The following is a 20,767-nucleotide window of genomic DNA, read 5'->3' on the forward strand; positions in this document are numbered from 1 at the left end:
GGCCCGCCGGCGTGAGAGCCAGCGGGCCTTCGTGTTTTGTCCGCGTCGGGTCAGCGCTTGTGCGCGATCGCCACCGGGCCCGACTCGGTCCAGCGGTAAAACCCTTCGCCGCTCTTCTTGCCGAGCCTGCCTGCGCGCACCATCTGCCGCAGGATCGCGGGCGGCCGGAACTGCTCGCCGATCTCGCGGTGCAGGTGCTCGAGGATCAGGAGCCGCACGTCGAGGCCGACGAGGTCCGTCAGCTTGAGCGGGCCCATCGGGTGCCGGTAGCCGAGCTCCATCGCCCGATCGATGTCCTCCGCCGAGGCCACGCCGCTCTCCAGCATGCGCATCGCCTCCGCGCCGATCACCACGCCGAGCCGGCTCGTCGCGAACCCGGGCATGTCGTTCACGACGATCGGCGTCTTGCCGATGCGCTTGGCGATCGCGAGGCACGTCGCGACGACGCCCTCGTCCGTGCCGAGCCCCCGCACCACCTCGAGCAGCTCCATCACGGGCGGCGGGTTGAAGAAGTGCAGGCCGATCGTGCGCGCCGCCGCCGCGGTGCGCGTGCCGATCTCCGTGATCGACAGGCTCGACGTGTTCGTCCCGAGGATCGCGCGCTCCGGCGCGAGCGCCTTCACCTCGCGGAGGAGCCCGACCTTGAGGTCCATCTGCTCGGGCGCGGACTCGATCACGAGGTCCACGTCCTTGCAGGCCTGCGCGAGATCCGGCGTGGGCACGAGCGCGCCGATGAGCTCGCTGCGCGCCTCGTTCAGCATCTTGCCCTTCTGCACGAGCCGATCCGTCGCCTGCTTGATCGACTCGATCGCGCGCCCGATCCGCGCCGCATCCACGTCGTAGAGGTGCGTCACGTACCCGGCCTGCGCCGTCACCTGCGCGATGCCCTGGCCCATCGTGCCCGCGCCGAGGACCACGACGCGACGCACGTCCGCAGCCTGGATCACCTCGCTCATCGCGGCACCGGCGGCGCGGGCTGCGGCTGCGGCGCGCCACCCTGCTGCTGCCGCGCGCGGAGCGCCTCGATCTGCTGCTGGATCTGCTTCGCCTGCTCCGGCGTGAGCTGACGCAGGCCACCCGAGCCGACCGGCGCCGGGGTCGGACGCGCCTGCGGCGCCGCAGGCAGCGCGCGCGCGGGAAGCGCTTGCGGCTGCTGCGCCTGGGGCTGCGGCGCGGCTTGCGGCGCGACCTGTGCGGGCGCGCTGTCGGTCTTCGGCTGGGCCTCGTCGCCGCTGCCGGAGAGCAGCCACGCGGTGCCCGCGAAGAAGAAGAGCAAGAGCCCCACGATCGGGATCCACGTGGGCGTGCGCGGCTCGTCGGCCGGCAGCTCCTGCACCGGATCGTTGTCGAAGTGGTCGTGATCGTGGGAGGCGTGGTGGCCCGCGGCGTGATCTCCGTGGGCGTCGTGCGCTGCGCTCATGGTGGGGAGGGAATGCCCCACTTCCGGCCCGAAGTCCATGGGAAGCCCCCCGGCCGATGCGCGCTCCGGGGGGCCGGCCCTTTCACGGACCCCAGGGATTGAACGGCGCGTCCGTGACCGGGACCAGGCGAGAGGTGAAGAACACCCGCATCGTCCCGACCTCCGCGCGCGGACCCGTGAGCACGAACGGCACCTTCCGCGTCTCGCCCGCGAGCTTGAGGGTCAGCTCGCCGCGCACCGGGATGTTCTGGTCCGCGCCCGACGCGCGGGCGATCTCGACCACGTAGCTGCCCGAAGGCGTGTTCACGAGCCCGAGCGCCTCGGTCCGCGTGCTCGTCACGTCCCGCGCGCTGAGGAGCGCCTTGCCAGGCGAGCCGAGCCACGAGGTGCGGCGGCCCTGCGCGTCGATGAGCCCGATGTCGAGGTCCACGCCGCCCGTCCACTCGGCCGAGACCTGGATGTCGCCGGTGAGCAAGGACGAGGGCGGGGTTCCGGGCAGCGCGAGGAGCTTGTCGATCGAGGCGCGCACCGTCTCGCTCGCGTCGAGCTTGAGCAGGCTCGCGAGCTCCGTCATGCCGAGCGTGTTCGCGCAGCGCACCGCGTCCGCGACGAGCTTCGCCTCGCCGGGCGCCATGTCCGCGAGCGCGATGCGGTGCTCGCAGGCGAGGGCGTGGTTGCCCGAGGCCTCGTGCATCTTCGCGAGCCGCGTCTGCGTGGCGCGATCGCCCGGACGAACGTCCGCGAGGCCGCCGAGGATCCGGATCGCGCGCTCTCGATCGCCCTGCCGCGCCGCGAGATCCGCGCGCGCCGTCAGCGCGTCCGGATCGAGCGCGTCGCGCCCGCTCCACTTCGCCGTGAGCTCCTGCGCCTCGCCGAGGCGCCCGGCCGTCGCGTAGAGCGCGAAGAGATCCACGGTCTTGTCGCGGCTGTCGGGCGTGCTCGCGAGCGCGCTCTCGGCGGCGAGGAGCTTCGAGGCGTTCTGCGAGGCGAGCGTGTTCAGCGCCTCGAACGATCCTTTGCGCTCAAAGATTCGACGCATCGGGACCAGCCGTTGCGGCGGGCGCCGCTCTCGCCAGCCGCCGGGCCTGCCGATGCCGCTGTCTCCCCGGCCGCCCCCGCCCCAGCCTTCGCCGCTGGTGGCCCTCGACGCGGGCTTCGGCGCCGGCGCTGCCGTCACCGGTGCCGCCGTCGCGGTCGCTGCGGGCGCGGCAGGCGGCGGAGGCGCCGCTGCGGTGTCGTCGTTGAACGCATCGAACGGGGCCTCGGCAGCAGGTGCGCTCGCCCCGCCCTTCTTCGACTTCTCAGGGCCCCGCGTGTCGAGCTCCCCGCTGGCCTCGGCCTCTTCCTTCGCCGGGTCGGCGGCCTTCTCCTCGCCTTCGGCGTCCGCGTTCGAGCTCTGCGCGAGCTCCTCGCCCGTGAACGTCGGCGCGACGCGCGTTCGTTCGAGGCCGAACGCGTTCATCATCGCCTCGCTCTCCAGCACGAGCAGCGAGGTGAAGCGGCTCGCCACCGCGAAGCGCTTCGACAGCTCGATCGCCGCGAGCTTGCTCGCCGCGCCGCCCGTGTTCTCGAGCTCCGCGATCTTCGCGGCGGCGTAGAGCCGCGGCACGAACGCGTTGCCCGCGCTCGACGTCGCGAGGATCTTGATCGGGTACGTCTGCTCGAAGCGCTCGCTCGCGACGCGGCCGCGCAGCCGGATCGCCCCTTCGATCGCGTCGCCGCTCGACATGCGCGCCACGACGAACGTCTCGCCGCCGGCGCGGATCGGATCGAGCCGCCCGGGCGTGACCTGCGTGAGCCCCGAAGGCAGCTCGATCTCCGGATCCCGCAGCGTCACGCCGTACGCCGCGGAGAGCACGTCGAGCGCCGCGGACGAGACCTTTTGCCCAGGCACGTACGGCACCACCACGCCGCCGCCGCCGCGCGCGAGCGCCGCGAGCGAGGTCAGATCCGCGTCGGCGCCCATCGCCACCGCCACGACCGATCCATCGCTGCCCGGCAGCGAGCTGCGCACCGCCGCCTCGATGTGCGACGGCCGCGTCGGGCCCACGGTCGGCGTGCCGTCGCCGAGGTAGAGGATGCGCATCTCCTTGCCGCCGAGCGAGCCTGCCGCGCTCCGCGCCGCGCTCACGGCCGCGGCCATGTCGCTGCCGCCGTCCGGCTCGACGCTCCCGAGGAAACGCTCCACCTCGCCCGCGGCCGCTGCGCCCGGCGCGCTCGGCGTGGGCAAACCGCTGCGGCCGTCCTGCGTCATCGGCCGGCACACCGTGTCGCATGCGAGCAGCACGAACGAGTCGCGCCGATCCATCTCGCGCACGATCGTCGAGGCGAGCCGCGTCGCGCGCGCGAAACGCTCGCCCACCATCGACCGACTCGTGTCCACGACGATCGCGTGTACGCGCTCCTTCGCCTCCTGCCATCGCGGCAGCTTCGGCCGGAGCGCGATCGCCACGTACGGCGACGCATCGAACGCGATGGCCCGCGCCGCCGCGGCCGCGTCCTTCTCCTCTGTCGTCTTCGCCTTCGTCGCGGCCGGCCCGTCCTTCGGCTCCTCCGGCAGCGGCGCGCTCGTCGGCTCCATGCGGTAGGCCCACGCGGTCGCCTCGCGATCTCGATCCGGGAGCGCGTACTCGACCGTCAGATCACCGGCCGGAACGAACCCCGTCGCGTTCATCGTGCGCCGCTCGGCCGACGCGTCGCCGCCCGAGGGCGAGAGCTCGTAGCCGCGCGTCTGCACGCCGAACTCCTTGTCGTGACCGAGCACCTGCAGGTCGAGGTCGAACGCGTCGATCTTCGTCGTCCCGCTCGGATCGTGCGCGAGCGGGTAGGTGAAGCGCCGGACGCCCGCCGCCTGATCCACGGTCTGCGTGTACGTCAGCACCACGCGCCGCGACCCGCGCTTCGGGATCGGAAAAATTTTGAGCTCGAACCGTCCGCCGCGCTGCCACTCGAGCAGCGCCGGATCGCGCCATGGCCCCGGCACCCAGATGATCTCCTCGCGCGGCTTCGGCGTCTTCGGCGCCGCGTTCTGGATGACGCCGCGCCAGATCGCCGCGCCCTTGTCGCGGTCGACGAACGCGCCCTCCATCATCTTGCCGTCCACCTCCAGCGCGAGCTTTTCGATCTGCGCGCCTGGTGGCAGCGGGAACCGGAAGATGCCTTCGAGCTCCTCGTCCGTGTCGTTCGTGAACGTCTCGTCGACCTCGGTCCGCGCCACGACGTCCACGATGCGCACCTTCACCGAGTGCTTCGCGAGCCGCACCGCGTGGTCCTTCTCCTTGGTTTGTCCGGGCTTGCGCGCCCGGAGCTCCCCGAGCCCGCGCAGCACCGGCGCGTCGAGCTCCTCCGGCGATCGATCGCTCCATTCGAGCGAATCCGCGACGCTCGACGAGCTCGCCACGAGCGGCTCACGACCCTTCTCGATCGTCGCCTCCTCGCCTGCGCGCACGGCGACCGGCTTGCCCGACGCCGCCGAACGCACGAGGACCACGCCCCGCGCCACCTCGACGCTCGCGCGGCCCTTGCTGGCCGTCATGACGAGCTTCGTGCCGACCACCTCGACCTCGCCGTCATCGACGCTGATCTTCGCCGACGGCCCGTGCTTCAGGCTCGCCACGTCCGCGACGATCGTCCCAAAGGCGAGCTTCGCCTGACGCACCTTGCCGCCCTCGAGCGAGATCGACGAGCCTCGATCGATCGCGAGCTGCGAGCCATCCGCGAGCGACACGTACGCCCGCGTGCGCGCGTCCGTGCGCAGCGTCGTGTCGCTCTTCCACGCCCATCCCGGCTTGACCGGCTTGCACGCGCCGTTCGGATCACACGCTTCGAGCCCGCCTTCCTTGTCGGCGGACGCGCGTGAAATCGAGTCGATCTTCCCCGACCACGCAGCTTCGAACCTCAGCTCCTCCGGCCCTTGCTTCGGGCCCTTCAGGTAGAACCCGACGGCGGCCGCCGCGGCCATCGCGCCGAGAAGCCCCGCGACGAACTTCGGGCGGCGAAAGAGCGAGACGACCTTGCCCCCCTCGCTCCCCTTCGTCGTCCGCGGCGGCGCCGTGCGCGCGGCTCCCGTCGTCCCGCTCTTCGCCTCGGGCTCGCGCGAGCGCGGCGCTTCACGCTCGGTGATCGCCTGCGCGGGCTGCGCCGCCTTGACCTCCTCGTTCACCGCCTCCGAAGGCTGCGTCGAACCGAGTCCATTCTCCGAAACTTTGGACACCAACGTGTTCGTCCGCGTCCGCGGCGGCTCGGTCGCGATCTCGGTCTTCGCCGTCGCGATGTCCGTCGCCCTCGGCTCGGAGCCCCGATCCTCGGCGACCACGCTCTTCGCCGTACGCGGCGCCGACACCGCGGCCTCGACGCTCTTCGGCGCCACGCCGGCCGGCGGCTTCAGGTTCTCCACGTCGAGCCGCGCGAGCACCTTGTCCGCGAAGCCCGCGTCCGCGCGAAAGTCTCCGCCCGCGTGCCCCACGAACTCCGCCGCGCGCTCCGCGTCGTACTTGAGATCCCGGCACGCGTCGCAGTCGGCGATGTGATCGAAGAGCTCCTTCGGCGCCGAACCATCCAGCACCTCGGCGATTCGCTCCTCGACCTCGCGGCAGAGCCCACCCACGTTCGTCTCGCTCGTGCTCATCGCTTCACTCCTCGCCGATCTCCGCCCGCATCTTCCCGAGCGCGCGGCTCACGCGTTTCCGCGCCGCCGCCTCGTCGATCCCGCACGCCTGGGCCACCTCTCGGAAGCTGAGCCCCGCGTCGTACCGAAGCACCAGGGCCTCCCGCTCGCTCGGCTTGAGCTTCGAGAGCGCCTCGCGCGTGCGAGACGCTCTCTCCTTCTCCAGCGCGAGCTCGCCCGCGTCCGCCCGCCCCGACGACGTGTCGTGCACCAGCCGGAGCCGCGCCTTCTGCCGCGCCTGCGTCTCGGAGAACCGACCGCAGATGCGACGCGCGATCCCGAACAGGAACGCCCGCACGCTTCCTTCCGCTCGGTACGTCGGGAACGCGTCGTACGCGGCCAGCAAGGTCTCTTGCACGAGCTCCTCGCTGTCCGCCTGCGAGCCCGTGAAGGCCATGCAAAGCCGACCGATCGGCGCTGCATAAACCCGGGCGCACCGCGCGAGCGCCTCGCGATGGTTGCCCGCCGCGAGGAGCTCCTCGATGTCGCTCGCCTCTTCGGCGTGCGATCGGCCTTCCTTCATCTCTGCACGTGCCAGACCCGGGGCCATGGTTGCCTCTTCGCCTGCCATGTTGCTCGGAGCTCCTCTTTTGTGACCGCGACCGAAGCGATTCCCCCAAATCCCCGTCCAACGCCTCGCGTGGACCCGAGGCGCTCCGCCCCTCGCCGTGGTAGGATCGATCGAGATCGCCGGCCCCTGCCGGCGGCCCAGCCGCCCACGGCGCGACCTTTGCAGCGCCCCCGTCCACGCTACATCATCGCGCGAGCGCCGATCTCGCCGACGAGCTTCGAGGAGCGCCTCCCATGACGAATTTCCCCGCCTCGCCCGAAAAGTTCCCCGCGTTCGGTCACACCTCCGGCGTGAAGAATCGTCAACGCTGGTCGATCGCGAGCTCTCTCGCCGTCCTCGCGCTCATGGCCCCCGCCGCGGTCTTCGCCCAGCCGGCGCCCGCGGTCGCGCCGGTCGACGTCGCCGCCCCGCCGGTCGCACGGCCTCAGCCGAACGCGCCGCCCCGCCGCATCGCGCCGCCGCCGCAACTGCCCGCGCTGCAAGCCGCTCCGCCCGCCGCCATCCCGCCCGCGCCCGCCGCGGATCCCAACGCGCCCGCCGATCCCAACGCGAAGAAAGAACCCTCCGTCGAGGAGAAGGCGCTCCGCGGTGTCGTCGCGATCGAGCGCGCCGGCCAGCCTCTCTCGCTCGGCGCCACGCTCGCGGGCGATGGCCGCATCCTCGCGGCTCTCTCGCCGCTCGGCTCGGGCAACGACCTCGAAGCGCGCTTCGCCGACGGCTCCGTCGTTCGCGTCAAGCTCGGCCACCACGATCGCACCTGGGACCTCGCGCTCCTCGTCCCGCAGTCGGGTCGCTGGACCGAAGGGCTCGTCGCTTCCACGCGCGACCCGCTCCGCACCGACGCGACCATCCGCGGCTTCGCGATGGGCGCCAAGGGCAAACCCTCGGTCTCGCAGATGGTGATCCGCGGCCGGAAAAACCTCCTCGGCGCCGACGACGCCACGCTCGCGAACGCCTTCGAGCTCGGCTCGCGCATCTCGCCGCTCGACCTTGGCGCGCCGATCATCGACGAGGACGGGCGCGTCGTCGCCCTCCTCGGCCGCGGCTGCTCCCCGAACGAGGGTCGCCCCTGCACCCCCGTCGCGTTCGGCATCCCGATCAACGCGATCCGCTCGTTCCTGCGCACGGTCCCGCCGACCGCGGTCCCGCCTGCGGCTTGGCTCGGCATCCAGGGTTCGTCCGAGGTCGGCATGTTCGCCAAGGGCGTCCGTGTGCAGAGCATCCACCCGGACAGCCCCGCGGCCGAGGCCAAGCTCAAGGGCGGCGACGCTTCCGTCAGCGACATGATCGTCGCCGTCGACGGCGTGCCCGTGACGAGCCCCGAGCAGCTCGCGGAGGTCATCCGGACGCACGCGGTCGGCGAGAAGGTGCCGCTCACGGTGTTTGGCCAGGGCAAGTATCGTCAGGTGACGGTCGTGCTTCGTCAGGCGCCCGATCCGCGCGCCGCACCCAAGGCGCCGCCTGCGCATCCGGCCGAGTTGCCGACGCTCGGCGATGCGGCTCCCCCCACGCAAGCCCGTCCCAGAGCGGACGCACTCGACCGCAGGAGGTAAGATCGGTCCCATCTGATCCCGTGGAAACGAACTCGCGACGACCCGCTCGCGGGATCTCGTTGACACCCCGCCGAACGATCCCGACCATGACGAGCGCGGCTCTCGGCTACCCATCGGTACCGAGAAAAGGCGAGCCGCTCCGTCCCCCACATTCGGTGAACCGTGGCTCAACAGCTCCGCATCGAGGTTGCCGGCGAGACGAACGTCGGCCGCAAGCGTAATCACAACGAAGACAACTTCGCGATCATGGCGGAGTACGGCCTCTTCATCGTGGCCGACGGCATGGGTGGTCATGCATCGGGCGAGGTCGCCTCGAAGATGGCCGTCGACGCGATGCAAGAATTCTTCGCGCAGACGCAAGAGGATCCCGAGCGCACGTGGCCCTACAAGATGGACCGCACGAAGGGCTACGAGGAAAACCGTCTCATCACGGGCATCAAGCTCGCGAACCTGCGCATCTACGAGACCGCGCAGCGCGAGTCGAAGAAGCGCGGCATGGGGACGACGTTCGTCGGCATCTTCACGGCGAACGACGGCGTGTACATCGCGCACGTCGGTGACAGTCGCGTCTACCGGCATCGCGACGGCAAGCTCGAGTGCCTCACCGAGGACCACTCGCTGCTCAACGACTACATCAAGATGAAGCGCCTCACGCCCGAGGAGATCGCGAACTTCCCGCACAAGAACGTCATCGTGCGCGCGCTCGGGATGAAGGAGACCGTCAAGGTCGACACGCGCTTCGAGGTGCCCGCCGTCAACGACACCTACTTGCTCTGCTCCGACGGCCTCTCCGGCCCCGTGAGCGACCCCGAGATCGCCGACATCCTCTCGCGCCACGGCGACATCAAGACCGCGACCGCGAAGCTCATCGAGCGCGCCAACGAGAACGGCGGACCGGACAACGTCACGTGCGTCCTCGTCCGCTGGACGCTCTGATCCAAGGCGAACCCGACCTACGTTTCACGCGCCGCATCCACGGCGCGTGAAACGTCTCGTGCGCGCGACGCGCGCGGCGATCACTTGCCCGTCGAGAGCATGATCGCCGCGACGATGCCGAAGCCGATCAGCGCGAACAGAACGCCGCCGAGCAGGAAGGGCCACACGCGACGCGGCGCTTGCTGCGGCGCGAAGTCGGTCGCGATGGGCTGCATGCCCGTTTGCTGCTGCCACGGGGCCTGCTGCGCCGGCACGTTCATCGACGATTGCCCGTAGGACCGCGAGCCGTCCGGGTACGCCGCGTTCGGCATCGGCGTCTGCATCGGCGTGCCGTACCCCGGCGGCACGCTCGGCGACGCAGGCACGGGCGGCTGCACCGCGCCGTACGTCCCCGAGCTCGACAGGCCCGGGTAACTGTTGGAGGTCGAACCATATCCCGAGGGGCTCGGCCGCGCCGCGCTCGATCCCGACGGCTGCGGCAGCGGCGGCCACTGCGGGCTCCCTCCGGTCTGGTTCGGCATGAGCCGCGCGATCGGCATCGCCAGCGTCGCGGCCGCGTCGTCGGTCGTGTTCTCCGCCTCGATCGGTGGAGGCTCGGGGCGACGGACGTGCGGCTCATGGCGCGTCACGTTGTCGTAGGGCATCGTCCCGCGTGGACCGCCGCTCGAGGGCGCCTGCGCGTGCGAGGGCGTGCGCGACATCGACAGGGCCGTCTGCGGCGCGGGCTGCGTGTGCGCCGTCGCGAGCGCGTTCGGCTGCACGTACGGCACGCCCGACGAGCGCGGGCAGAGCTCGCGCCACGCGGCGAGCGCCTCCGTCGCCGTCTGGAACCGCTGATCCGGATCACGCGCGAGCCCTCGCGCGACGAACGCTTCGAGCCGTGGATCGATGGGGCCATCCATCGCGTCGCCGATCCTGCGCGGCGGCGCCTTCGCCTTCATCTCCACCATCACGAGCACGTTCTTTGCGAGGTAGGGGAGCTGCCCCGTGAGCGACTGGTAGATCATCGTCGTGCACGCGTAGATGTCCGCGCGCTCGTCGACCATCTTCGCCTTGCCGATCTGCTCGGGCGGCATGAACGAGAACGTCCCGAGGCTCTGGCCCATCTCGGTGAGCGTCTCGCCCTCCATCTCCTTCGGCAGCTTCGAGATGCCGAAGTCGAGAATTTTTACGCGCGTGGAGCCATCCGGGCGGCGTTCGAGGAAGATGTTCGAGGGCTTGAGGTCGCGGTGGATGATCTTCACGCGATGCGCGTCCGCGAGGCCCATCCAGACCTGCTCGAGGATGAAGTAGAGCTCGTCGAAGTGGATCGGCCCCGTGCGCTTCAGCCGATCGATGAGGCTCTCGCCTTCGAGCAGCTCGAAGACGAGCACGATCCCGAAGTTCGCGTCCTCCTCGACGTCGAGGACCTGCGTGACGTAGTCGCTGTTGATCGAGCCCGCCGCGCGTGCCTCGCGCCGGAAGCGCTCGACGGCCGAGTGCTTCGTCTTCGCGTCGGCGTGCAGCACCTTGATCGCCACCTGGCGCCCGGTGCGCGTGTTCTCCGCGGCGAACACCTCGCCCATCCCGCCGCGCCCGAGCGGGCGGATCACGCGGTAGCGATTCGCGATGAGGGTGCCGGCTTCGATCTCCAAACGCGCGCCTCGTCCCTTCGGACTAGAACGTCCCGACGGCCATCATGCCGCCGCCCTGCGGTGTGGCCCATGGAGCGAAGGCGAACGACTCCTTCGGCGGCTCGGTCGGCTTCTTCTCGGGCCGCATGACGAAGAGGACCGTCGCCGCCACCGCGCCCGCCGCGGCCAGGCCGAAGCACACGTCCGCGACCGCGTTCAGCGTGACGACCTTCGAGCGCATGTCCTCGAGGGTCGCGACCTCCGATGCGGTGTTCGCCTTCCCGTTCGACGCGTCGTAGTCGGCCTTCGCGCCCGTCGCGAGCACGCCTCCGATCACCGCGCCCGCGACGCCCGCCGCGATCGCCGCGCCGCCCACGATGAACACCGTCATCGGCACGGGGCGCGAGGGCCCTTCCGCGGGTTTGTCCCCGGGGCCGGTCTGGAAGTCCTTCTCGGTAAAACCCTCGGCCGTCACGGGTTTGCCCTTGTCGAACTCGAACTCGCGCTCGAACTTGCCGCCGTTCGGGATGTCGACCTTCCAGATCTGATCGGGCGCGCCGTCGACGCTCGCCTTGAACTCGTGCGAGCCGGGGTGGATGCCGATGCGCGTGCCCGTGAGGCCGATCGTGTAGCGGTTCGTGATCGGAAAGCCGCGCGCCGGCGTGCGCACGTCGGTGATCGTCACGCCCGGACGATCCGACTTCAGCGTCACCCATGCGACCACGGACCGGAGCGCCTTGAGGTCCGTCTCCATCTGCTGCTTGTCCGCGGGGTCGAGCTGATCGCCCTTCGCTTCGAGGAATTTTTCGAGCAGGGAGATCGCCTCGCCGTCGCGCTCGAGCTCCATCGCGCAGAGGCCCATGCCCTTGACCGCGTTCATGGAGCCCGAGAGCTCGTAGGCCTTCTTGAACTCGCGATACGCCTCCTCGCACTTGTGCCCGGAGGGATCGTTGTAGAAGGCCGCGCCCGCCTCCATGTGCTTCTTCGCTTCGACGAGCTTCGGATCCTCGGGCGCTGCGGGCTCGGCCGGCGGCTTCTTGCCGGCGCCTTTGCCCTGCGCGAGGGCCGGGCACGCAGCGGCGAGCATGGCGAGAGCCGTGATCGCGGAGAACGTACGCGTCAGCGCGGACCGCATGCCCCAAAGGGTACCGCGGGTCGCGCTGGATCGGAAAGAGAACCGCAGGGGTTCGGGGCGTAGCTCCGCTCGCGGAGCGAGAGCCCCGAGCGTCGAACGACGCAGTTCGAGGGAGGGCGTCTTACTCCTCGTTCGTGCGGAGCTTGGCGAGCACGCTGAGGTCTTCGAGGGTCGAGGTGTCGCCGGTGGTCTCGCGCCCCGTGGCCACGTCCTTCAAGAGGCGCCGCATGATCTTGCCGCTCCTCGTCTTCGGCAGCGCGTCGGCAAAGCGGACCTGATCGGGCCGGGCGAACTTGCCGATCTCCTGGCCGACGTGGTTCGCGAGCTTGGCCGCGAGCTCCGAGCTCGCTGAAAACCCGGGGCGGAGCGAAACGAAGACCACGAGCGCCTGGCCCTTGAGGTCGTCCGGCCGACCGACCGCGGCCGCCTCGGCCACGGCCGGGTGCGAGACGAGCGTGCTCTCGATCTCCGCGGTGCCGATGCGATGACCCGCGACGTTCAGGACATCGTCGATGCGGCCGACGACCCAGTAGTAGCCGTCCTCGTCGCGGCGCGCGCCGTCGCCCGTGAAGTAGCAGCCCTCGACATCGCTGAAGTACTGCTTGCGGAAGCGCTCGTCGTCGCCCCACACGGTGCGCAGGATCGAGGGCCACGGGCGCCGCAGGACGAGCATGCCGCCCGCGTTCGCCCCGACGCTCGTGCCGTCCTTGTTCACCACGTCCGGCACCACGCCGAACATCGGCAGGCCCGTCGATCCGGGCTTCGCCGACGCGGCGCCGGGCAAGGTCGTCATGAGGATCGAGCCCGTCTCCGTTTGCCACCACGTGTCGACGATGGGGCAACGCTCGCCGCCGATGTTCTTGTGGTACCAGATCCACGCCTCGGGGTTGATCGGCTCGCCGACGGAGCCGAGCAGGCGCAGGCTCGAAAGATCGCTCTTCTTCGGCCAGTCGTCGCCCTGGCGCATGAAGGCGCGGATCGCGGTCGGCGCGGTGTAGAGGATCGTCACGCCGTGCCGCTCGATGAGGCGCCAGAAGCGGCCCCAGTCGGGGAAGTTCGGCGCGCCTTCGTAGAGCAGGCACGTCGCGCCGTTCGAGAGCGGGCCGTAGACGATGTAGCTGTGCCCGGTCACCCAACCGACGTCGGCCGTGCACCAGTAGACGTCGTCGTCCCGCAGGTCGAAGACGTACTTCGTCGTCACGTGCGCGCCGACGAGGTAGCCCGCGGTCGTGTGCAGCACGCCCTTGGGTTTGCCCGTGGAGCCCGAGGTGTAGAGGATGAACAGCGGGTGCTCGGCGTCGACGATCGTGGCCTCGCGGCGCGCGTGGCCGTTCGGATCGACGATCTCGTGCCACCACACGTCGCGGCCCTCGGTCATCTGCACGGGACACTTCTCGCTGCCGAGGTGGCGCAAGACCACGGTCTTCTGCACGCTCGCCGACTGCGGCTGCGCGAGCGCCTTGTCGACGGTCGACTTCAACTCGAGCACGTTGCCGCGCCGGTAGCCGCCGTCCTGCGTGATGACGACCTTCGCCTGGCTGTCGTGCACGCGGTCGCGGATCGCGTCCGCCGCGAAGCCGCCGAAGATCACGGTGTGCACCGCGCCGAGCCGCGCGCACGCGAGCATCGCCACCGCGACCTCGGGCACCATGCCCATGTAGATCGCCACGCGGTCGCCCTTCTCCACACCGAGCTTCGCGAGCGCGTCGGCGAAGAGCACGGTCTCGCGGTAGAGCTGCGCGTACGTCAGCGTGCGCGTCTCGCCGTACTCGCCTTCCCAGATGATCGCCGCCTTGTTCCGCGTCGGCGTCGACATGTGCCGATCGAGGCAGCTCTCCGAGATGTTGAGGGTCGCGCCCTCGAACCACTTCGCGTGCGGGAGGTTCCACTCGACCGTCTGCGTCCACGGCGTGCGGAACACGAGGTCCTTCACCTCGCGACGCCAGAACGTGTCCGGATCGTCGAGGCTCTCGCGGTAGAGCGCGTCGTAGGCTTCACGCGAGCCGATGCGCGCGCGCGCGGCGAACTCGGCCGGCGGATCGAACCGACGCGTCTCCTTCAGCAGGCTTTCGATGGGTTCCTTCGACATGGGCCCTCCCGAGGCGGACGCGGAGGATACCGCTCCGGGAGAACATCGTCACCAGCCGCCGAGACCAACGCGCGCCCCGAGGCCCAGGGTCACCCGGGGGTCGGCGAGCTCGACGTCGGCGGTGTCGGTCCCGCCGAGCAGGAGCGTCTGCTGCGCGGCGAGACCGACCAGGACGCCGCTCCAGTCGAGCTCGACGCCCGTGTCGAGGTTGATGAAGGCCACGCCGCCGGGGCTCTCGCCGCTGCCGAGCCAGTTGTACGCGAGGCCGCCGCCGATCGTGGCGACGAACCGCGCCTTCCTGCCGGGGCTCATGAGCCGCACGCCGCCGCCGAACCGCGCAGAGCTCAGCCGGACCGTGCTGTCGCCGCTCTTCGTGGCGATGGGGTTGTTCGCGTAGTCGAACAAGAACTCGATCCCGATCGGCGTCGAGATCCGGTAGCCGAGCCGCGCGCCGACCATTCCGCCTGCGCCCTCCTCGCCGAGCATCAGGAAGACGCCGCCCGTCGCGGTCGCGTACGCGCCGCGGAGGGGCGGATCCGGCGGCTTCGCGATCTTGGGCGGAGGCGGCGGCGGGGTCGGGAGCGAGCGCGGCACCGCGATGGGCACGCCGCCGACGTCGGGACGAACCTCCTGCGCTTTGCCCGCCACGACGAGCACCTGGAACGCGTACTCGGGGCCGCCTTGCTTGTACATCTGCACGAGGTGCGTCCCCGGCTCGACGAGCCCGGCCCACTGGCCGAGCGCGAGCGGCACTTGATCGATCGCGATGGCCATCTCGGGGTCGTCCGTCTTCACGACGACCCAGCCCTTGTTCGGCACGAGCGCGAGCTTGACGAGCTTGTCCTGATCCTTGCTCGTGACCGTGACGATCTCCTCGGCGTCCTCGTAGCCCTCGGCGCGCGCGCCGATGCGGTGGCGGCCCGGTCCGAGCGGCAGGGGTTTGTCCGCGGTGCCGGGGGGCTGCGGCTCGTCGTCGACGAGCAGCACGGCGTGCGTGGGCGAGACTTCGACCTTCACGTATCCGATGAGCGCGCGCATCTCGGCGATCGCGCTCTCGGCGGCGGTTTTGTCCTCGGGCTCCATCGTGTCCGCGTGCTTGCGGAGCGCGAGCTCGAGGGCGGCGATGGCCTGCGGGTACTGGAAGAGGCTCTTGTGCGCGAGCGCGATGTTGACGAGGGGGTTCGCGCGCGGGCGCTCGGCGTAGGCGGCCTGGAACTCCACGATGGCGGCGGCGAAGTTGCCGTCGCCGTAGAGCTTCACGCCGTTCGCCATGTGCTGCTTGTACGAGTCGGGAAGGGGCGCGCTCTCGGCCTTCGGATCGCCGGCCGCGAGCGCGCCGTTCGCGACCGTGGCGAACGCGAGCGTGAGAGCGAGGGCCGCGCGGGGCCGGAATCGACCGAGGAGCGAGCTCATTCCACCTTCAGCTTGAGCTGCGGGGCGACGCCCTGGACTTTGGCCGTCGCCGTCGGCTTGGCGCTCGTTTGCGGCGGCGTGATCTCCGGCTTGGCGTTCGCGGTCTTCGTGGTCTTGCGCGTCGAGGTCGACGTCGTTCGAGGCGCCTCGGAAGGCTCAGGCGCGGGCGTCTTCGTCTCGGTCACCTCCGGCGCGGGCGCTGCCGCGGGGGTTGTCTCGCTCGTCTTCACGGGCTCGGGCGTCGGCTCGACGCGCGCCTCGCTCGCTGGGTTCGTCGGCGGAACGGGCGACGCAGACGCGGCGGGCGCCTTCGTGCTGCGGCTGTAGAGGACGCCCGCGCCGATCACCAGCGCAGCGGCGATCGCACCCAGGCCGAGCCAGAGCGCGCGTGCTCGCTCCTTGCCGCCGCCCGCGCCGCTGTTCGTCGACCAGCCCACGCGTGACGGTCCACCCGTGCCGACCTCCTCGGCGGGCCGCGTCGTGGCCTCGTTCGTCTGCGCCGCGCGCGGCGTGCGACTGCGCGCGATGTCCGGCGACGAACGCGAGCCCGTATCCCCGACGCGGAGCGCGCGTGCCGGGAGCAGGCCCCCCGAGGCTGCGCCGAGCGCGTCGAGCATCTCGCGGGCATTCGGAAAACGCTTGTCCCGGTTTCGCTTCAGCGCCTTCGCGAGGAAGCGCGCCACGGCTTCGGGTGCTTCGGGGTTCCACGTGCGCACGTCGGGCACGGCCTTCGTGCAGATGTTCACGATGACCTGCTCGTACGACTGTCCCTCGTGCGGGGGTCTGCCCGTGAGGCACTCGTAGAGGATCGCGCCCACCGACCAGAGATCGGTGCGCTCGTCGACGTCGGGCAGCGCCTGCGATTGCTCGGGCGACATGTAGAACGGCGTGCCGAGCACCGTACCTTGGCGCGTGATCGTCTTCTCGGGGACGCCGCCGGTGCGACGCACCTTGGAGATGCCGAAGTCGAGGATCTTGACGAAGTCGGTCCGGTCGTCGCGCTCGGTGAGGAAGACGTTGTCGGGTTTGAGATCGCGATGAACGATGCCGGCCTCGTGGGCGCGGCAGAGGCCGCGGAGGAGCTGCGCGACCACGTCGAGCGCGACGTCGAGGTCGAGCCGGCCGAGGCGCTTGATCCGGTGGCCGAGGTCCTCGCCGCGGAGCAGCTCCATCACGATGAAGGGCTGCCCGTCGTCGGTGACGCCCGAGTCGAAGATCGTGACGATGTGCGCGCTCTCGACCGCGCTCGCGGCCGCGGCCTCGCGCTGGAAGCGCGCGACGGCGTCTTCGTTCCGGGCGAGCTCGGGGTCGACGAACTTCATCGCGACGCGCTTGCCGATGCTCGTGTTCAGCGCCTCGTACACCGCGCCCATGCCGCCCCGGGCGATGAGGCGGGAGACCTTGTATTTTCCCACGTCACGGCCGACGAGCGAGCCGTCGCTCGTCGGGGCGTCGGGCAGCGGAGCGTCGGCAACGGGCATGCGGGATCATCGAGGCCGGGTCGACCTCGTCCCCCCATGGACGAGCGAACGAGAGAAAACCTTCGGCCGATCGGACCGAGCTTATCACCGCTCCCCCGGGGCGTGCACGATCTCGACGAAACGACGCGGGGGCATGGGGGCAGAGCTCGGCTCGTCCGAGCGGAGCCCCCATCGTCGATCAACGCGGCAGCGGCGGCAGGTCGGGCGGGGGGGCCTCGCTGAGGAGCGCGTCGAGCTCGCCCTTTTGTTCGAGCGCCGCGATGTCCGTGAATCCGCCCACGGGGCGGTTGTTGATGAACACCTGCGGCACGGTTCGCTGGCGCGTGGCCTCCGAGAGCCAGCGGCGGAGGTCGGGACGCGTGTCGACGTCGATCTCTTCGAAGCGAATTTTCTTCCCGGAAAGCAAGGCTTTCGCGCGGTGGCAGTAGGGGCACCAGGGGGTCGTGTAGATGGCGACGTCGGCGGGCATGATGCTGGACATTTCGGTTCTGCCAGCGGCGAACGCAAGGGGTGGATGCGTGCTTGGGAGGTTGCTGGAGGGACGGAGGGAGGGGGAGGAGGTTCGAGGTGTTGCTGGGGGGAGCGAGGGGGCGGGGGTGGGAGGGCTCGGGGCGTGGCTGGGGGAAGTGAAGGAGGGAGGGGGAGGCGCGGCGGCATGTTGGTACATCGAGCGGCGCGGGCAGGCAGAGGCTTCGCTCGTGTTGCTTCACCAAGCGAGGTCGAGAGCATCTCCCGCGGGGAGCTTGTCTACGATGCGGGCCCTCGGTACGTGTGGGCTGGGAAGTGAGAAGGCATCATGGGGCCGACGGAAGACGAGCTGAGCGCGGAAGGAGATCCGCAGGAGAAGGTTGCGCAGATCTTCCGCGCCGCCGGCTTCGAGGTCGAGCGCCGCGTTGGAGCTGCGCCCGGCACGGTCGAGTGGTTCGCGGTGGCGTCCACGGGGTTTCCCCGCGTGCGCACCTGCTTTCGGGTCTTGCCGACGGTACCCGAGGATATCGCGCGCGAGCTTTCGGAGCTCTCGGCGATCTGCCAGAACACCGGCTCCGACCGCGCAATCGGGATCGTGATGGAGGGTGAGCTGCCCGAGGGCTACGAGCCGGATCTCGGCACGGCAAGCTCCTCGGCCCTGTTTACCTTCCGACACTGGGCGCTGGAAGTCTGGGGTATCGCGGATAAGGCACGAGAGCTTGTCCGTAACACCGAGCCCGCTGCGGCAGATCTTTATCTACCCCGAAGAGCGCAACTCGCATCCGGCGAAGAGGTGGACGCAGACGCATTCATCGAACGCTGGGCGGACGATCCGAACGGCCCCACGCTCGTGCTTTTGGGCCCCGGGAAGTGGACGACGGCCTCCCATGCTGTATGGCGGGCAGCTCGCCGTTTTGCAGGGAAACCTAACTCGGCAACGCCTCTCTTACGGCCGTCCGGTAACCGACTGGAACACCGAACCGACTTCGCAGTGGTCGTGGACGATGCTGGTCGTTACGACCAACCTCCTCTTACGCGCAGGCTCCTGGTCTGGAGCTTCGGGAGCAACACGAACCTCCTTGCGGCGCCGAGCGTCATCACCTTGCAGTTGCTCGCGCCCCAAATCGACGAGATCGAGCGATGGTTCGAGCGGCATCTCGAGCGTCGTCCCTCCTTTGAGCGCCTCATGGCGGCGCGAAAAGCGAACAAGGATTTCGCAGCGCTCTCGAACGTCCTCGACAACCTTGTGCCCATCCTCGAGGGTATCGATTCGTTGTCAGCATCCTATACAGACACCGAGCCCGTGGAGGCGTGGATCTCGGCTGTCGTGGGCGCTTATGGCAGGAACGTGGAGGCAACCCTCCGGCGATCGATGCAAGCGCAACCAAAGGACATTTCGGCACTGGAGGATGCCGCTCTGGAGCAGTTTGCGCTCGGGAAAGTGACTTCGATGGTCACCTTCCTGAGTGACTGGAGTGACTACGAGTGGTGGCACAGTGATGACGACGGTGACGTGTTCACGAACGAGCTCGTCATGCACTACTTCCTCGCGCGAAAAATCATCCGCGAGATCCGCGCCGGTCACGACGACGTGCTTCTTCGCTACCAGTTTCCGCGCGAGGTCTTCTTCTTCCTGACGGTGATCGCCCCCGACGTCGCCGCACGTCTTACGGACAGCGCCGTCACCGGCATGGAGCAGCGGATCCGCGAAGAGGCCGAGCGCATCGCGCAGCTCGGGTTCGCGCATCGGCTCAATCGTCCGGTGGGCGCGATGCGCCAGCACCTCGGCGAGATCCGCGACGCGCTCGACAAGGAGCAACGAGCATCCCTTGCGCGTCCGTTCGCGCGACTCGAAGAAGAGATCGACTACATCGAGCGGCTCACCGAGAAGACGCGCATCTGGGAGACAGGGCCCACAGGCCCCAAGTCGCACGTCGCGCTCCGGCCCCTCGTCGAGGACGAGCTTGCTCCACTCATGCAACGACATCCCGATGTGATCACGGCCGTCGAGGTTCCGAGCGGGCTTTATGTCGAGGCGATCTCAGACGCACTCCATGAAACGCTGCACTGCCTCCTCGAAAACGCTTTTCACGCAGTCGTGTCCAATACGCGGTCGATCGGTCGAAGGATCGTGGTCTCGGGCAGCCGCACGGGCGATGTCGTCCGTCTCGACATCCGCGACAGCGGCGACGGCGTGAATCCAGGCGACCGCGATCGCATCTTCGAACCGTTCAACACGAACAAGACGGGCGGCGCCGGCAAGCCTCGCGGCACGGGCCTCGGTCTTGCGATCGCCAAGCGCTTCGTGGAAAGGATGGGAGGCCGGATCGGCCTCGATCCCGCACAGGAAGAGACCTGCTTCTTCGTCGAGCTGGTCGCGGGCAAGGAGGACGGATGAGTGACGCTGCGAAGCGGATCCTGCTCGTCGAGGACGACGATCAGAACGCGGAAGACTACACGGACTGGCTGAAGACCGCCGGCTACGAGGTCGAGCGCGCGCGCGCCGCCGAGGACGGCCTCACGCTCGCCGACTCGTTCCGCCCGGACGTCGTCGTCCTCGATCTCCAGATCCCGTCTCAGCCGGGGCGAACCGACGAGGACACGCGGTTCGGGCTCGCCACGCTCGAAGGGCTCATCCGCGCCGATCCGTTCCGGCCAGTCGTGATCGCCACCGCGCACAAGAACAACCCCGAGCTCATGCGCGAGATCATGCAGCGTACGCGGGGCGGCCAGTTTCTCTTCAAGAGCGAGCGCGATCTGAGGGGCGCTTTGCTCCGCTCGGTCGTGCTCGCACTCGCGAGCCCTGTCTACGTCGGGAGCCGCGCGGTTCGTGCCTTCGAGGCCCTCGTCGAAAAGAACGAGAAGGAAGACAAGTACCGCGACTTCCTGAAGAAGAACTGGCGCATCCTGCTCGGCCCGAAATATCGCGACTGCCGCTCCCCACACGAGGTCGGTCGCGGCGCCGAGGTGGATCTGCTCTTCGTCCGGCACGACGGGTTTCCGGACCTCTGGGAGCTGAAGCGTCCCGATCAGCCGGTCTTCAAGGAGTACAACAAGGGCCGACTCCACCAGAGCGAGGAGTGCTCTCGCGCGGTCGGTCAGGTCATCGAGTACCTCGATCTGGCCGAGAAGCAGCCTACGGGTCCGAACAGCTACGAGGCGCAGCGCGGGATCCGTGTCGACCTGAACCGACCGCGCGGATACGTGGTCATCGGCCGTCGCAAGGATGACCGCGAGCGCGATCGGTTGGCCCTCGAGAACAGCTTCCTCGCTGGGATCACGATCCTCACGTACGACGACCTCATCGAGGGCGCGCGGGAAGTTCTCACTTTCCTGCGCGACTACCGTAACGGGGACGCTGGCACCTGACGACACCGAGCGCGCGGGGCGAAATTCGCTCCTCGTGGCCGCCAGGAGTCCAT

The 20,767-nt window shown here is 69.6% G+C and carries 14 protein-coding genes; 4 read left to right on the plus strand and 10 right to left on the minus strand.

What is annotated here, in order from left to right; genetic code table 11:
* Positions 1–50: 50 nt before the first annotated feature.
* The 4 genes from QHF83_RS27460 to QHF83_RS27475 all read right to left on the minus strand — a co-directional run bounded on the left by QHF83_RS27460 (position 51) and on the right by QHF83_RS27475 (position 6,636).
* The gene (locus QHF83_RS27460; RefSeq protein WP_282420917.1) at positions 51–956 is read right to left on the minus strand and encodes a 3-hydroxyacyl-CoA dehydrogenase family protein; all 906 of its coding nucleotides are present in this window, start codon (positions 954–956) and stop codon (positions 51–53) included.
* The gene (locus QHF83_RS27465; RefSeq protein ID WP_282420918.1) at positions 953–1,420 is read right to left on the minus strand and encodes a hypothetical protein; all 468 of its coding nucleotides are present in this window, start codon (positions 1,418–1,420) and stop codon (positions 953–955) included. Before QHF83_RS27465 ends, QHF83_RS27460 begins: the two co-directional genes overlap by 4 nt.
* Before the next feature lie 82 nt (positions 1,421–1,502).
* Positions 1,503–6,047, minus strand: coding sequence for a VIT domain-containing protein (locus tag QHF83_RS27470; RefSeq protein ID WP_282420919.1), 4,545 nt, complete (start codon positions 6,045–6,047; stop codon positions 1,503–1,505).
* A gap of 4 nt (positions 6,048–6,051) precedes the next feature.
* A complete protein-coding gene (locus QHF83_RS27475) occupies positions 6,052–6,636 on the minus strand; it encodes a sigma-70 family RNA polymerase sigma factor (RefSeq protein WP_282420920.1) in 585 nt (194 codons plus the stop codon).
* Positions 6,637–6,890: 254 nt separating this feature from the next.
* Between QHF83_RS27475 and QHF83_RS27480 the strand changes: the two genes are divergently transcribed.
* On the plus strand, positions 6,891–8,210 hold the full coding sequence (locus QHF83_RS27480) for a S1C family serine protease (RefSeq protein WP_282420921.1): 1,320 nt from the start codon (positions 6,891–6,893) through the stop codon (positions 8,208–8,210).
* Between the two features lie 162 nt (positions 8,211–8,372).
* The gene (locus QHF83_RS27485; RefSeq protein WP_136933489.1) at positions 8,373–9,146 is read left to right on the plus strand and encodes a Stp1/IreP family PP2C-type Ser/Thr phosphatase; all 774 of its coding nucleotides are present in this window, start codon (positions 8,373–8,375) and stop codon (positions 9,144–9,146) included.
* Between the two features lie 80 nt (positions 9,147–9,226).
* On the opposite strand, the gene QHF83_RS27490 is transcribed toward QHF83_RS27485, so the two are convergent.
* From QHF83_RS27490 to grxC, 6 genes are all read right to left on the minus strand, one after another.
* Positions 9,227–10,780 (minus strand): serine/threonine protein kinase, encoded by a 1,554-nt coding sequence (locus QHF83_RS27490; RefSeq protein ID WP_282420922.1) that lies wholly within the window; start codon positions 10,778–10,780, stop codon positions 9,227–9,229.
* A 22-nt stretch (positions 10,781–10,802) separates the two neighbouring features.
* Entirely contained in the window at positions 10,803–11,894 is a 1,092-nt protein-coding gene (locus QHF83_RS27495) for a hypothetical protein (RefSeq protein ID WP_282420923.1), read from the minus strand.
* 121 nt (positions 11,895–12,015) lie between these two features.
* Positions 12,016–13,983: an acetate--CoA ligase gene (acs, locus tag QHF83_RS27500; protein ID WP_282420924.1), complete on the minus strand. Its 1,968-nt coding sequence runs from the start codon at positions 13,981–13,983 to the stop codon at positions 12,016–12,018.
* Between the two features lie 48 nt (positions 13,984–14,031).
* Complete coding sequence (locus tag QHF83_RS27505) at positions 14,032–15,396, minus strand: hypothetical protein (RefSeq protein WP_282420925.1); 1,365 nt, start codon at positions 15,394–15,396, stop codon at positions 14,032–14,034.
* Entirely contained in the window at positions 15,393–16,877 is a 1,485-nt protein-coding gene (locus QHF83_RS27510) for a serine/threonine protein kinase (RefSeq protein ID WP_282420926.1), read from the minus strand. Before QHF83_RS27510 ends, QHF83_RS27505 begins: the two co-directional genes overlap by 4 nt.
* 178 nt (positions 16,878–17,055) lie before the next feature.
* Entirely contained in the window at positions 17,056–17,358 is a 303-nt protein-coding gene (gene grxC, locus QHF83_RS27515) for a glutaredoxin 3 (protein ID WP_282420927.1), read from the minus strand.
* Between the two features lie 585 nt (positions 17,359–17,943).
* Between grxC and QHF83_RS27520 the strand changes: the two genes are divergently transcribed.
* Together QHF83_RS27520 and QHF83_RS27525 are read left to right on the plus strand one after the other, a co-directional pair.
* Positions 17,944–19,743 (plus strand): HAMP domain-containing sensor histidine kinase, encoded by a 1,800-nt coding sequence (locus QHF83_RS27520; protein ID WP_282420962.1) that lies wholly within the window; start codon positions 17,944–17,946, stop codon positions 19,741–19,743.
* Positions 19,740–20,714: a Shedu anti-phage system protein SduA domain-containing protein gene (locus QHF83_RS27525; protein ID WP_282420928.1), complete on the plus strand. Its 975-nt coding sequence runs from the start codon at positions 19,740–19,742 to the stop codon at positions 20,712–20,714. Before QHF83_RS27520 ends, QHF83_RS27525 begins: the two co-directional genes overlap by 4 nt.
* Positions 20,715–20,767 lie beyond the last annotated feature (53 nt).

It is taken from the genome of Polyangium sp. 15x6 (assembly GCF_029960785.1).
Taxonomy (GTDB): Bacteria; Myxococcota_A; Polyangia; order Polyangiales; family Polyangiaceae; genus Polyangium.